Below are 12,418 nucleotides of genomic sequence, written 5' to 3' on the forward strand. Positions count from 1 at the left end.
GCTCACTGCTGCGACTGGGTCGACGACGATGACGAGTCGTCGGAGGAGGGCTTCTTCGGCAGCGGCTTGCGCGCAAAGGACCGCACGGCTTCACGTTGCGCCTGGAGAGCGGGCAAGGTCAGCCGACCCGTTCCGCTGGTATCGAGCAGTCGAAACCTTTTGGCGGCCGCTTGTTCGAACTCCATCTCCGACACGCCGCGATTGAAGTTGCTGTCCGCCGCCGCGACGGGCTCCGGGATCGATAGCAAGCCAAGCCCGCCGCCGCCCGTGGCCTCGTCATTGACCCGATCCGAGCCTGTCACGCCGCCCCATGACCGGCCGCTACGCACTTCGGGGGCAACTTCGTTTTCGTAACGGTTGATTTCCTCAGGATCGATCTCGCCGTCGTGGTTCGTGTCGAGCGTCAGGAAGAAGCGCTTTGCATCGGCCTTCATCTCGTCCGAGGTCACGAAACCGTCGTGATTGGCGTCCGCCTGCCGGAACCAGGCAGCAAGCCCTTCGTCGCTCGTCGTTCCCAAGCGGAACGGTTCACCCATTGGACTGATGAAACTCCTGCCCATCAGTCGCTGCGATGGCGGGCCTTGCGGCGGAGGTGCGGCTTGACCGGCCGCGGCAAGCGCGAAGAGGAGGATGGGAAGTGACATCGGCATTCCTGGTGTTCTGTTATGTCCGTCGCTTGTCGCGAAAGATCGCCTAAACACAAGCCACGTCAGATGAATTCTTTGATTAGTTGCCGGGCGGCAGCGGTACGCCAACCCTGGTGTCGGCCTGTTCGCCACGGCGTTTCGATTTCCGATCATTTAGGGCGGCTGCCCGAATAGCTTCGAGGTCCTGCAGGCTGATCCGGCCTTGATGGTTGGTATCGAGAAGCTGGAACCGATCCAGCGCCGCCTGCTTGAACTCCTGCAGCGAGATCGCCCGGTTCAGGTCGAGATCGGCCGCAGCAACAGGCTCGGGCAGGTTGAGCAGCCCATATCGTGCCGCCCCTTGCAGGCCCTGCTCCGAATAACCCATGCCGCGCGTCGAACGGTCGCTCCCGTTGTCGTCCTCACCTGGACGCTGACGCTTCGCCGCCTTGTCGTCTTCATCTGCCTTCGCCTGCTCGCCAGGGGCTCGCGCTTTTCTCAGGCGCGAATTCACCTGAATTTCGGGGGCGACCTGCCACTCGTAGCGGACGAGTTCGTCGGGGTCGATTTGACCGTCGTGATTGGTATCGAGCGCCTCGAAGTAGCGAACCGCGTCCGCCTGAAGTTCAGCCGGCGTCAAATAGCCATCGTGATTGCTATCCACCTCGGCGAACCAGCGCGCGAGGGTGTCTTCGTTGGGTGAGCGGGCACGGATGGCCTGGCCCATCGGTGCGATGAAGGGCACGCCGCCTCGTCCCGTGACGACAATCGGCCGCGAGTTCGAAACAGCGGGAGGCGGGTCGACCTGGCCACTTGCGGCGAGAAGAGACAGGATGAGGGCGGATAGCAGCATGCAGGTCACCTCTGCGGTTAGTGCCACGTCCACCCCGCCGAGTGAACGGTCGATGAAGGCCAACATGAACTTGCGTGAGGCCTGCGCTTACCCCATATGCGCCGCCGGAAGTCGGCGGACGGCGTTGTCGCCAACCTGGTCAGGTCCGGAAGGAAGCAGCCACAACGATTTCGCGCCGGGTCGTCGGCTTCCACCGCTCGCAATGACGAGCCTCACCTCCTAAACCATTGTTGATGGACGACCTCGAATCGCCGGGCCTTGGGCTCGATCTACCTGAGCAGCAGCCTTCTTCCGGCGCATCGCCTTACCGCGTCCTAGCGCGCAAATATCGCCCGCAAACCTTCTCTGAGCTGATCGGACAGGACGCGATGGTGAAGACCCTCGCCAACGCGATTGCTCGCGGGCGGATTGCTCATGCCTTCTTGCTGACGGGCGTTCGCGGAGTCGGGAAGACCTCTACTGCCCGTCTGATTGCCAAGGGGCTGAACTGCATCGGTCCGGACGGGCAGGGCGGCCCGACCATCGATCCATGCAACGTCTGCGAACCTTGCCGCGCGATCTCTGAGGGCCGACACATCGACGTCATTGAGATGGACGCCGCTTCGCACACCGGCATCGATGATGTTCGCGAGATCATTGACGCGGTGCGCTATGCTTCGGTCAGCGCGCGCTACAAGATCTACATCATCGATGAAGTTCACATGCTTTCCAAGAGCGCTTTCAACGCTTTGCTCAAAACGCTTGAGGAGCCGCCTGAGCACGTGAAGTTCCTTTTCGCGACGACGGAAGTGAACAAGGTACCGGTGACGGTGCTGTCGCGGTGCCAGCGGTTCGACCTGAGGCGCATTCCGGCCGAGAAACTCGCCGCGCATTTTGCCGAGGTTTCAAAGTCTGAGGGTGTCGAGGTTGATCCTGAAGCTTTGGGCATGATTGCCAAGGCAGCCGAGGGCTCGGCGCGCGACGGGCTATCGATACTCGATCAGGCGATCGCGCACGGGGCGGGGACGGTGACCGTCGAGCAGGTCCGCGACATGTTGGGCCTCGCCGACCGTGGACGCATTCGCCGCCTGTTGCAGCTCGTTCTTTCGGGCGATGCTCCTGCGGCGCTAGCCGAACTTGATGAGGCGCATGAGCTCGGAATCGATCTCACGCAGCTGCTTCGGGGACTAATGGAAAGCCTGCATGCAGCAACGCGCGCCAAGGCTGGAGCGCAGGCGGATGCGCTGCAATCGGCTGAAGAGCGCGACAGTGCGGCGGCAATGGCGCAGCAGCTCTCCTGGGGCACGATCCACCGCCTGTGGCAGATGCTGCTGAAGGGACTGCAGGACGTGGAAATCGCTCCAGATCCGCGTGAAGCTGCAGAGATGGCCCTGCTTCGGCTGATTCACGCAGCCGAAATGCCCGACCCTGCAACCCTCCTTCAGAGGTTGAGCAGCGAGGGTGCCGTCGCAAGCCCGGCGGCGGCGCCTGCAACCAAGGGTAATGGTGCCGTCGCGCAACTCCCCAGCGACTTTCCGGCCTTGATCAAGATGCTGGAGAACTCCGGAAAGCTTCAAATCGCTCTCCAGTTGCATGATCAGGTGGGCCTCGTGCGATATGATCCGCCGGAGCTCGTCGTGAAGCCGCTCCGCCCCCTGGGTCCCGACTGGTCGCGAGACGTGGCCATGGCCCTGAAGGCGGCGACCGGCACGATCTGGAAGATCACGCTGTCGGATGAATCAGGGGAGCCATCGCTCCTCGATCAGGAAAAGATTGCGGAGGAGCGCGTTCGCGCCGATGTGCTGGCCGATCCCAATGTCCGGGCCGTCATGGATGCGTTCCCGGATGCTGAGCTAGAATCCTTTTCAACCAAAGGCGCCTGAAATGCCCGAGATGCCCGACTTCGACGAAATCATGAAAATGGCGCAGAACGCGCAGAACGAGCTGCAGAAAGCGCAGGACAATCTCGATAAGATCGAGGTTGAAGGCGTCGCCGGCGGCGGCCTGGTGAAGATCCGGGCGACGGCGAAGGGCCGGATCCTCGGTGTGGATCTCGACGAGAGCCTGCTTCAGCCGTTCGAGAAGACGATGGCAGAGGACCTGATCGCGGCCGCCATCAACGATGCGCGCGGCAAGGCCGACACGGCAGCGGCAGGAGAAATGGAGAAGATGCAGACCAGCCTTCCTCTTCCCCCAGGATTCAAGCTGCCCTTCTAGTCTTCTTCTCAGACGTAGCTGTGGTTGCAGTGGTCCACCGCGACTAGAAAAAGTGCGCGCCGTTCACTAACTGGCTGCCAACTCTCCACTTTCGACGAATAGGATCGACGCGACCCCATGGCCGCCCAATATGCTTATGTGATGAAGGACATGACCAAGTCCTTCCCCGGCGCGCAGAAGCCGGTGCTGAACCACATCAACCTGCAGTTCTATCACGGCGCCAAGATCGGCATCGTCGGCCCGAATGGCGCCGGCAAGTCGACGCTCATGAAGATCATGGCCGGCATCGACCGCGACTTTCAGGGCGAGGCTTGGCCGGGCGAGAACGTCACTGTCGGCTATCTGCCGCAGGAGCCGCAGCTCGATCCGAACAAGACGGTTCTCGAGAACGTCAAGGACGGCGCGCGTGACGTGGCGGACATGGTCGATCGTTTCAACGCCATCTCGGCTGAGATGGGTGATCCGAAGGACGACACTGACTTCGACGCACTGATGGAGGAGATGGGCGAGCTCCAGGCGAAGATCGACGCGGTCGATGGCTGGACGCTCGACAACCAGCTCGAGGTCGCCATGGAGGCACTGCGCTGCCCGCCGTCGGACTGGTCCGTGGAGAGCCTGTCGGGCGGTGAGAAGCGCCGTATCGCGCTCACCCGCCTGCTGATCCAGAAGCCGTCGATCCTGCTGCTGGACGAGCCGACCAACCACCTCGACGCCGAGAGCGTCCAGTGGCTGGAAGCGCATCTCAAGGAATATCCGGGCGCGGTGCTGATGATCACCCACGACCGCTACTTCCTCGACAATGTGGTGAGCTGGATCCTCGAGCTCGATCGCGGAAAATACTTCCCGTACGAAGGCAATTACTCGACCTATCTAGAGAAGAAGGCCAAGCGCCTCGAACAGGAAGAGCGCGAGGAGTCCGGTCGTCAGAAGGCGATCAAGGACGAGCTGGAGTGGATCCGGCAGGGTCCGAAGGGCCGTCAGACCAAGTCGAAAGCGCGTATCGCGAAGTTCGACCAGCTGGTGGCTGCGCAGGAAAAGCACGTCCCCGGCAAGGCCGAGATCCTCATCCAGGTGCCTGAGCGCCTCGGCGGCAAGGTCATCGAGGTCGAAAACATTTCAAAGGCTTATGGCGACAAGCTGCTATTCGATGGCTTGAGCTTCAACCTTCCGCCTGGCGGCATCGTCGGCGTCATCGGCCCTAACGGCGCGGGTAAGTCTACCCTGTTCAAGATCATCACCGGGCAGGAAAAGCCGGATTCGGGTACGGTGGACATCGGCCCGACGGTGCATCTCGGCTACGTCGATCAGAGCCGCGACCATCTCGATAATTCGAAGAACGTCTGGGAGGAGATCTCCGACGGGCTCGATTACATGAAGGTCAACGGCCATGACCAGTCGACGAGAGCCTACGTTGGCGCCTTCAACTTCAAGGGTCAGGACCAGCAGAAGAACGTCGGCAAGCTGTCAGGCGGTGAACGCAACCGCGTCAACATCGCCAAGATGCTGAAGCGCGGCGGCAACGTGCTGCTGCTCGATGAGCCGACCAACGATCTCGACGTCGAGACGCTGGGTGCGCTGGAAGAGGCTATCGAGAATTTTGCGGGCTGCGCGGTGGTCATCAGCCACGACCGCTTCTTCCTTGATCGCTTGGCGACGCACATCCTTGCGTTCGAGGGCGACAGCCACGTCGAATGGTTCGAGGGCAACTTCCAGGCCTATGAGGAAGACAAGATCCGCCGCCTGGGCGAGGAAGCGACGCGACCTCACCGCACGAGCTATCGCAAGCTGACCCGGTAACATCCCGTGGCGGAACCGGTTTTCTTCTCAAGCGAAGCCGAGTTCCGCCGCTGGCTCGAAGCTAATCACGAAAGCGCACCAGAGCTTCTCGTCGGCTTCTGGAAGAAGGGCAGTGGAAAGCCCTCGATCGATTGGCCGCAGGCTCGGGACCAGGCGCTTTGCTTTGGCTGGATCGACGGCCTGCGGAAATCGCTGGGTGACGAGGCCTACACCATCCGTTTCACGCCGCGTCGGAAGGGCAGCATCTGGAGCAAGGTGAATGTCGAGCGCTTCGAGGCGCTCAAGTCCGCCGGCCTGATGAGCGCCGAAGGCGTACGCGCCTACGAAGAGAACAAGCACAAGAGCGGCGTTTACGCCTATGAAAATGTGCTGAAGGAACTGACTCCGGACGAGGAAAAGCTATTCCGCGAGGACAAGGCCGCCTGGTCGGACTGGGAAGTGCGCCCGGCAAGCTATCGCAGGTCAGCGCTGCACTGGATCACGAGCGCGAAGAAGCCGGAAACCCGGGCCAAACGTCTGGGCGAATTGATCGCGGTCAGCTCCGAAGGCCGACGGCTTCCTCAATATGATTGGCAGAAGAAGTCATGATTATCGTCACCGGTCCGCTATGGTTGTGGTCCGGGGAGGGCGGGAGTTGGCACTTCATCTCGGTCCCGCCGGAACAGTCGGGCGAGATCAAGGGGCACAGCTTGCTGGACCGTCGCGGCTTCGGCTCTGTGAAGGTCGAGGCGACTATCAATGACGTCACCTGGCGCACTTCTGTCTTCCCGATGAAGAGCGGCGGCTACATCCTTCCTGTGAAGAAGGATGTCAGACGCAAAGCTGACATTGCGGTGGGGGACGAGGTCCAAGTTGGCTTGGACCTCCTCTGATTCCTCGCCTCATCGTAAGCGCTTGACCAGCAAGCGGCCGTCGTCACCGCTCTTTACCTCGAAATTTGGTACCGCCTTGATGAGCTCGGACAATCGCGTGAAGCCGTAGTTGCGCGCGGCGAAGCTCGATACCGCCTTGGCGCGTTGGCCAAGCTCGGAAAGGGGGGTGTAGCCTTCCTCGTCGCGCTTCGATGCCTTGTAGGCGGAGCCAAGCACCTGGAGCAGCTCGGGATCGACCGGGCGTTGACCCTTGCCCGCAGTGGGCTGTTCAAGCTCCTCATCCTCGAGCGCCAGCGCCCCAACGTCGAAGAAGCGGGTGCAGGCCTGCTGGAAAGAGAGGGGCGTCTTGGTGGTCCCGAAACCGTAGACGTCCAGCCCGTCCTCACGAATGCGCTGGGCCAGGGGAAGGAAGTCGCTGTCCGACGACATGATCCCGAAGGCGTCGACATTGCCACGGTAGAGCAGGTCCATCGCGTCGATGGTCATGCGCATGTCAGTGGCGCTCTTGCCCTTCACCACGTCGAATTGCTGCATCGGAACGATCGAGTGGGTGCCCGTCAGATTGCCCCATCCTTTGAGGCTTGCCTTGGCCCAGTTGCCGTAGGCGCGGCGGATGTTGATGGTCCCGAGCTCGCCCAGGACAAGCAGTACCTCATCGAGGTGGTCCGGGGAGGCGTTATCCGCGTCAATCAGCAGGGCGACGTTGGGTTCCTGTTCGACGCTACGCTCTCGCATTCCGAGTCCTTTTTTCGCTGTGTAGCGCAGCATCGCGGAATGGCCACCGTCTGGCGTGCGACAATGTCCGGTACATGAACAGTACAGATGATTGCGGGAACGAAACGCACTCTCGCGCACTGTTGAGGGCACAGGTGGGGCGAGTTGAGAAGGGATGGGATGATGAGGAAGATCGGACTTGCGGTAATCGCCGCTGGCAGCTTGGCCGCAGCCGGCTGCGCAACTTATCCGAACCAGTACGGGTACGACCCGTACTACAACAATGGCTACAATCAGCCTTACAACCAAGGCTACACGTACGACAGCCAGGGCCGTCGCATCGCGACCGGCGCTGCGGTCGGTGCGGTTGGCGGCGCGGTCGCTGGCGCAGTACTTCCGGGCGTCAGCCCAGTTGGCGGTGCGGTTGCCGGCGCAATCCTTGGCGGCGTCCTCGGCGGCGTCATCAACGGCCGTCAATATTACCGGGATACCCGCGGCTATTGCTATTACGTCGACCAGTACGGTCAGCCGCACTATAGCTACGACGTTCGCTGCTAGTTCAGCGACTTAGCTATCATCCTTTCGGATGCGTATGGACGAGGCGGGAGTAATTTCGCCTCGTCCATTTTGATTCAGGGCGTTCCTTTTCCGCGATGGCCCGCACCGACGGCTCGAACCTTTGCGGAACGAAACAGCCTTTGGCGCACTGAGGTCGCGGGAACAGAGTGGAGGACGATCGAATGAAACGCCTGTTCATATGTGCCGCTGCGGCTAGCAGCCTTGCTCTAAGTGGGTGCGCGACGCCGGAGCAGGATCACCAAGTCGCAACGGCGGGCGCCGGGGCCGTAATCGGCGCGGGCGTCGGAGCAGTTGCTGGCTCGGTTCTTCCGGGCATCGGCACCGGTGCTGGCGCCGTTGTTGGCGGAGTGCTCGGCGGTACGATCGGTGCGGTCATCGGCGGACGCCAATATTATCGCGATACCCGCGGCTATTGCTATTACGTCGATAGCAACGGGCAACCGCACTATAATTACAACGTTCGCTGCTAAGTCAGACGCTTAGAGCACGTTCTCGAGCTTGCCGGCTAGGCGGGGTGGAAGCGACCTTCCGCCTCGTCGAGCACGTACAAGCGGCCCTCGGCGATCGAGAAGTGGGCTCCGTGGAGCTTGAGTTGGCCCGTGCGCTCTCGCTCCGCGATCCACGGAAACGTGCGGAGGTTGGCTAGACTGACCTTCACCGCCTCCTGCTCCATATCGAGAAAGGCCTCCCGATCCAGTTCTGTGTGGCGCGCGCGCACCCGGTCTCGAGCGCGGTCCAACATGTGCACCCAATCGGCGATGAACTGGCCTTGCCCCGGACGGGAATCGTCGAACTGGCCGGTGAGCGAGGCTGAGCAGCCGCCGCACATACCGTGTCCCATCACGAGGATCTCGCCGACGTTGAGCTGAGTGACGGCAAACTCGAGGGCAGCGGACACGCCGTGGTAACCGGCCGTCGTCTCATAAGGCGGTGCAAGCGCAGCAATGTTGCGAACGACGAACATCTCGCCGGGGCGCGCGTCGAAGATTTGCGCCGGTTCCACGCGGCTGTCGGCACAGGACAGGATCATCACTTGAGGGCTTTGGCCCTCCGCAAGTTCGGACCAGCGTTCACGTTCGTGGGCCCAGTCATTCTCCCTGAAACGACGATAGCCTTCGATCAGTTGATTGAGGTACGGCATGGCTCGCGGCTAGCCCTCGGCGGCAGGGGTGGCAAGCGCTGCAAGCAGTCGCTATCTGGCACGCCATGAACGCCCCTGCGAATGTGCCGAAGCAGCGCAAGCCCGACTGGATCCGGGTCAAGGCGCCTGTCAGCGAAGGTTATCATGCGACGCGCAAGCTGATGCGCGACCTCAACCTTGCGACAGTCTGCGAAGAAGCGGCCTGCCCAAATATCGGCGAGTGCTGGACCAAGAAGCACGCGACCGTGATGATCCTGGGTGACACCTGCACGCGGGCCTGCGCCTTCTGCAACGTGAAAACCGGCATGCCGCGCGCAGTCGATCCGCTTGAGCCAGAGCACGTTGCGACGGCGGCCGCCGAATTGGGTCTCGAGCATATCGTCGTGACGTCAGTCGACCGCGACGACTTGCCGGATGGTGGCGCTTCGCAGTTCGTGAAAGTGATCCAGGCGCTGCGCCGGAACACGCCCAGTACCACCATCGAGATTCTGACGCCCGACTTCCGCAACAAGAGCGAGGCCGCGGTCGACGCGATCGTCGAAGCTGGCCCGGACGTCTACAACCACAATCTGGAGACGGTCCCGCGGCTTTATCCGACGATCCGGCCAGGCGCGCGTTACTATGCGTCGCTCCGCCTGCTCGAAAGTGTGAAGCGCAAGGCGCCTCAAATCTTCACCAAGTCAGGCGTCATGGTTGGCCTCGGTGAACAGCGCCTCGAGGTTCACCAGGTCATGGACGACATGCGTTCAGCCGGCGTCGATTTCCTGACGATGGGCCAATACCTGCAGCCAACTCCAAGGCACGCCAAGGTCGAAGAGTTCGTGACGCCGCAGTCGTTCGACGCATATGCGGCGATTGCCCGCGCCAAGGGTTTCCTGCTCGTCGCGGCCTCGCCGCTTACGCGGTCGAGCTATCACGCCGGGGACGACTTCCGGAAAATGCAGGAAGCCCGTTCGGCGCAACTCGCGAGGGAAGGGGCCAATGCCGCGGCATAGCGAGACGCGGCATCTTCCCTATACGCCGGAGCAGCTGTTCGACCTCGTTTCCGACGTTGAGCGCTACGACGAATTCTTGCCTTGGGTTGTGGCGGTCCGGGTTCGCTCATCAAGCGAGATGGAAACGATTGCGGACCTTGTAGTGGGCTTCAATGCCTTCAAGGAACGGTTCACCAGCCGCGTTCATAAGGAACGGCCGACGCGGATTTGCGTCGACTATGTCGAAGGCCCACTGAAGTTCCTGCACAACGAGTGGAAGTTCGATCGTGCCGACGACGGCGGCACCAACGTCCATTTTTCCGTCGACTTTGCCTTCAAGTCCCGTTTGTTCGAGACGTTGGCGGGTTCCATGTTCGACCGCGCTCTTCGCCGCATGACGGCGGCTTTCGAGCAGCGCGCGGCTGCACTCTACGGCATCAATAGCTCAAGCGCGCAGAGCGCCGCCTGAAGGCGGACCCCCGAGCGGCTCTTTTCCTCGAAGAACTTCTGATCGGCGACGATCTTGGCGGGGTCGGCATTCCGTTCGGCCAGCGCAAAAACGACCGTTCCAACCGGCTTCTGAGCTGTTCCTCCGCCGGGACCAGCAATTCCGGTAATCGCGACAGCGGCATCGGCATCCGAAGCTGCAAGCGCGCCCCGAGCCATCGCCCAAGCGGTTGCCACGCTGACCGCGCCGAAGGTCTCGACCACTTCTTCGCTAACCTTTAGCTGGGCAATTTTGGCTGCATTGGAATAGGTTACGTAGCCAGCTTCGAAAACGTCCGAGGAGCCGGGGATCTCGGTTAGGGCTGCGCTCACGAGACCGCCAGTGCAGCTTTCCGCCACCGCGATCCGGCGTCCTGCGGCGCGGTTCGCTTCGACGACCTTTTGGGCGAGGTCGACCAGCTTCTGCGGAAGCAGATGGTCGGCCACCGGGGTCGCGATTTCAGCAGAGCTTGAAATCGTCAGTCTCCTTCCCGCCTGCCAAGCCAACGAGCGCAGTGATTAGTTCCGCGACGGAGGCTGGAGGTAGCGGCGCCAATGCGGCGACGAAGCGATCTATCTTCGGACAGTCCGCAGGTTTGACGTCATTCGCCACGACGCTTGAAAACGCGGCCGCAACGAACGGTTCCAGCGCCTTGTCCGGCATTCCTTCCAACATCTTCGAATCTTTATCCGATCCGGCGATCTTCATGAAGGCAGCCCTGGCCGCGGGCCAACTGCCCGTCGCGGCAGCCTGAAAGCGTGAAATGGTCTCCGTCGACCTTGTACGCAGGAACGCTGTCGGCGGAAGTGCCGCCTGACAGCTCTTCGAAACACCCTCGAGCGCGGCGGGGATGGAGTAAGTGAACAACGCGCGTGCTTCGGTCTCCGTCAGGCAAGCGGATGGCGCCTGCGCGCCGGCCGAAGCCGACAAGCCAATCAGCGACAGAATTGCACCCGCTCGGAAAGATCTACCCATACTTCCCCCATTTGCCCTCGGCGACCTGGCCCTGCTCAGGGCAGGCGGACGCTCGCAACCGCCTGAGCTGCGATGCCTTCGCGACGGCCTGTGAAACCAAGCCCTTCAGACGTCGTCGCCTTGATGCTGACCTGATCGATGACGAGACCGAGGATCTCGGCGATCCGGACCCGCATTGCCGACCGATGCGGCCCGATTTTCGGTTCCTCGGAGATGATCGTGCAGTCAACATGGTCGATGATCGCGCCCCGCGCACGAAGCAGATCAGCGGCATGGCTGAGAAAGCGATCGGACGAAGCGCCTTTCCACTGCGGATCGGAGGGCGGGAAGTGCTCACCGATGTCTCCTAACCCTGCCGTGCCGAGGAGTGCATCGGTGATCGCATGGAGGACGACGTCCGCGTCACTGTGTCCGGCAAGCCCTCGTGAATGGGGGATTGCGATGCCTCCAAGCATGATCGGTCCGTCTCCGGCAAAGCCATGAACGTCAAAACCTATGCCGGTTCGCGGCGACAAACGTCCCGCGAGCCACTGCTCAGCACGCTGGAAGTCTCCCGGCGTGGTGAGCTTTTCGAGCGATACATCGCCTTCGACGGTGGCGACTTTCATTCCGGCAGCACGAAGGACGGTCGTTTCATCGGTCGGCGGACCTCCTGACCAAAGGCCGTAGGCACGGCGCAAGGCGTCCAGTTGAAAGGCCTGCGGGGTTTGGACCCGGACCATTCCTTCGCGGTCTACTGCTTCGCCCAACTGGCCAGAAGAGCGAGCAAGCGTATCTCCGACTGGAAGGACCGGCGCTGCGCCCTCGAAGAACTCGAGTTGGGCAACGAGCCTGTCGATGACTGCTGCAGGGCAAAAAGGCCGCGCGGCGTCATGGACTAGCACGGCATCGCCTTCGATCGCAGCTAGGCCAGCCTTAACGGAATCCGATCGCTCCGCTCCGCCTTCGATAAGGTGACCTACGTCCAGCCCCTCCAGCGCGGAAGCCGCGGCTTCCCGCTGTCCTTGCCCAATCACCACCCGCGTGGATCGCACGGCGGGATGACCAATAAGGGACTCCACCGCCCAGCGCAGAACCGGCTTTCCGCCTAGCGCGCGATATTGCTTTGGCACGCCGCCGCCCAGGCGCTCGCCTTTGCCAGCTGCAACAATGAGGGCGGTTAGTGTCATGGGCGCGCCGCTTAGGACCGCTTGCCTTGTCCGCC

The 12,418-nt window shown here is 61.9% G+C and carries 16 protein-coding genes and 1 other RNA gene; 10 read left to right on the top strand and 7 right to left on the bottom strand.

The window, feature by feature from the left end:
* Positions 1-2: 2 nt before the first annotated feature.
* The gene (locus AC4GYV_RS05865; RefSeq protein WP_491099723.1) at positions 3-644 is read right to left on the bottom strand and encodes an EF-hand domain-containing protein; all 642 of its coding nucleotides are present in this window, start codon (positions 642-644) and stop codon (positions 3-5) included.
* A gap of 82 nt (positions 645-726) precedes the next feature.
* Positions 727-1,506 carry an EF-hand domain-containing protein gene (locus AC4GYV_RS05870; protein ID WP_491099724.1) on the bottom strand — a complete coding sequence of 260 codons (780 nt, stop codon included), beginning with the start codon at positions 1,504-1,506 and terminating at the stop codon, positions 727-729.
* 76 nt (positions 1,507-1,582) lie between these two features.
* On the opposite strand from AC4GYV_RS05870, the gene ffs reads away from it, so the two are divergent.
* The 6 genes from ffs (at position 1,583) to AC4GYV_RS05900 (ending at position 6,344) form a co-directional block, all read left to right on the top strand.
* Positions 1,583-1,677, top strand: an RNA gene (gene ffs / locus AC4GYV_RS05875) — signal recognition particle sRNA small type.
* Positions 1,678-1,712: 35 nt separating this feature from the next.
* Positions 1,713-3,341 (top strand): DNA polymerase III subunit gamma/tau, encoded by a 1,629-nt coding sequence (locus tag AC4GYV_RS05880; RefSeq protein ID WP_491099725.1) that lies wholly within the window; start codon positions 1,713-1,715, stop codon positions 3,339-3,341.
* Between the two features lie 10 nt (positions 3,342-3,351).
* Positions 3,352-3,675: a YbaB/EbfC family nucleoid-associated protein gene (locus AC4GYV_RS05885; protein WP_491100395.1), complete on the top strand. Its 324-nt coding sequence runs from the start codon at positions 3,352-3,354 to the stop codon at positions 3,673-3,675.
* Positions 3,676-3,792: 117 nt separating this feature from the next.
* Positions 3,793-5,472 (top strand): energy-dependent translational throttle protein EttA, encoded by a 1,680-nt coding sequence (gene ettA / locus AC4GYV_RS05890; protein WP_491099726.1) that lies wholly within the window; start codon positions 3,793-3,795, stop codon positions 5,470-5,472.
* Between the two features lie 6 nt (positions 5,473-5,478).
* Positions 5,479-6,060, top strand: coding sequence for a YdeI/OmpD-associated family protein (locus AC4GYV_RS05895; RefSeq protein WP_491099727.1), 582 nt, complete (start codon positions 5,479-5,481; stop codon positions 6,058-6,060).
* Entirely contained in the window at positions 6,057-6,344 is a 288-nt protein-coding gene (locus AC4GYV_RS05900; RefSeq protein WP_491099728.1) for a DUF1905 domain-containing protein, read from the top strand. The genes AC4GYV_RS05895 and AC4GYV_RS05900 overlap by 4 nt, the downstream gene beginning before the upstream one ends.
* Positions 6,345-6,353: 9 nt before the next feature.
* Here AC4GYV_RS05900 and AC4GYV_RS05905 read toward each other — a convergent pair whose 3' ends face one another.
* Positions 6,354-7,079, bottom strand: a complete 726-nt coding sequence (locus tag AC4GYV_RS05905) for an NYN domain-containing protein (protein WP_491099729.1) — start codon at positions 7,077-7,079, stop codon at positions 6,354-6,356.
* A gap of 162 nt (positions 7,080-7,241) precedes the next feature.
* On the opposite strand from AC4GYV_RS05905, the gene AC4GYV_RS05910 reads away from it, so the two are divergent.
* Together AC4GYV_RS05910 and AC4GYV_RS05915 are read left to right on the top strand one after the other, a co-directional pair.
* Positions 7,242-7,616, top strand: coding sequence for a hypothetical protein (locus AC4GYV_RS05910; RefSeq protein ID WP_491099730.1), 375 nt, complete (start codon positions 7,242-7,244; stop codon positions 7,614-7,616).
* 182 nt (positions 7,617-7,798) lie between these two features.
* The gene (locus tag AC4GYV_RS05915) at positions 7,799-8,107 is read left to right on the top strand and encodes a YMGG-like glycine zipper-containing protein (protein WP_491099731.1); all 309 of its coding nucleotides are present in this window, start codon (positions 7,799-7,801) and stop codon (positions 8,105-8,107) included.
* A gap of 35 nt (positions 8,108-8,142) precedes the next feature.
* Here the strand turns inward: AC4GYV_RS05915 and AC4GYV_RS05920 are convergent, their stop codons facing one another.
* The gene (locus AC4GYV_RS05920; RefSeq protein WP_491099732.1) at positions 8,143-8,778 is read right to left on the bottom strand and encodes a carbonic anhydrase; all 636 of its coding nucleotides are present in this window, start codon (positions 8,776-8,778) and stop codon (positions 8,143-8,145) included.
* Positions 8,779-8,843: 65 nt separating this feature from the next.
* Between AC4GYV_RS05920 and lipA the strand changes: the two genes are divergently transcribed.
* Positions 8,844-9,773: a lipoyl synthase gene (gene lipA / locus AC4GYV_RS05925; RefSeq protein ID WP_491099733.1), complete on the top strand. Its 930-nt coding sequence runs from the start codon at positions 8,844-8,846 to the stop codon at positions 9,771-9,773.
* Positions 9,760-10,221, top strand: coding sequence for a type II toxin-antitoxin system RatA family toxin (locus tag AC4GYV_RS05930; protein ID WP_491099734.1), 462 nt, complete (start codon positions 9,760-9,762; stop codon positions 10,219-10,221). The genes lipA and AC4GYV_RS05930 overlap by 14 nt, the downstream gene beginning before the upstream one ends.
* Here AC4GYV_RS05930 and AC4GYV_RS05935 read toward each other — a convergent pair.
* Genes AC4GYV_RS05935 through AC4GYV_RS05945 form a run of 3 tightly spaced genes read right to left on the bottom strand, consistent with a single transcriptional unit; the run spans position 10,182 to position 12,383 of the window.
* Positions 10,182-10,685: a CinA family protein gene (locus AC4GYV_RS05935; RefSeq protein ID WP_491099735.1), complete on the bottom strand. Its 504-nt coding sequence runs from the start codon at positions 10,683-10,685 to the stop codon at positions 10,182-10,184. The two genes, AC4GYV_RS05930 and AC4GYV_RS05935, sit on opposite strands and share 40 nt — an antisense overlap.
* Positions 10,686-10,698: 13 nt before the next feature.
* On the bottom strand, positions 10,699-11,214 hold the full coding sequence (locus tag AC4GYV_RS05940; RefSeq protein ID WP_491099736.1) for a hypothetical protein: 516 nt from the start codon (positions 11,212-11,214) through the stop codon (positions 10,699-10,701).
* 35 nt (positions 11,215-11,249) lie between these two features.
* Positions 11,250-12,383 (bottom strand): bifunctional 2-C-methyl-D-erythritol 4-phosphate cytidylyltransferase/2-C-methyl-D-erythritol 2,4-cyclodiphosphate synthase, encoded by a 1,134-nt coding sequence (locus AC4GYV_RS05945; protein WP_491099737.1) that lies wholly within the window; start codon positions 12,381-12,383, stop codon positions 11,250-11,252.
* Positions 12,384-12,418 lie beyond the last annotated feature (35 nt).

This window comes from Sphingomonas sp. SP4 (assembly GCF_058313375.1).

Coding starts and splice junctions, on each gene's coding strand:
- AC4GYV_RS05865 (WP_491099723.1), bottom strand. CDS start 644: ATGTCACTTCCCATCCTCCTCTTCGCGCTTGCCGCGGCCGGTCAAGCC.
- AC4GYV_RS05880 (WP_491099725.1), top strand. CDS start 1,713: ATGGACGACCTCGAATCGCCGGGCCTTGGGCTCGATCTACCTGAGCAG.
- AC4GYV_RS05885 (WP_491100395.1), top strand. CDS start 3,352: ATGCCCGACTTCGACGAAATCATGAAAATGGCGCAGAACGCGCAGAAC.
- ettA (WP_491099726.1), top strand. CDS start 3,793: ATGGCCGCCCAATATGCTTATGTGATGAAGGACATGACCAAGTCCTTC.
- AC4GYV_RS05900 (WP_491099728.1), top strand. CDS start 6,057: ATGATTATCGTCACCGGTCCGCTATGGTTGTGGTCCGGGGAGGGCGGG.
- AC4GYV_RS05905 (WP_491099729.1), bottom strand. CDS start 7,079: ATGCGAGAGCGTAGCGTCGAACAGGAACCCAACGTCGCCCTGCTGATT.
- AC4GYV_RS05910 (WP_491099730.1), top strand. CDS start 7,242: ATGAGGAAGATCGGACTTGCGGTAATCGCCGCTGGCAGCTTGGCCGCA.
- AC4GYV_RS05915 (WP_491099731.1), top strand. CDS start 7,799: ATGAAACGCCTGTTCATATGTGCCGCTGCGGCTAGCAGCCTTGCTCTA.
- AC4GYV_RS05920 (WP_491099732.1), bottom strand. CDS start 8,778: ATGCCGTACCTCAATCAACTGATCGAAGGCTATCGTCGTTTCAGGGAG.
- lipA (WP_491099733.1), top strand. CDS start 8,844: ATGAACGCCCCTGCGAATGTGCCGAAGCAGCGCAAGCCCGACTGGATC.
- AC4GYV_RS05930 (WP_491099734.1), top strand. CDS start 9,760: ATGCCGCGGCATAGCGAGACGCGGCATCTTCCCTATACGCCGGAGCAG.
- AC4GYV_RS05940 (WP_491099736.1), bottom strand. CDS start 11,214: ATGGGTAGATCTTTCCGAGCGGGTGCAATTCTGTCGCTGATTGGCTTG.
- AC4GYV_RS05945 (WP_491099737.1), bottom strand. CDS start 12,383: ATGACACTAACCGCCCTCATTGTTGCAGCTGGCAAAGGCGAGCGCCTG.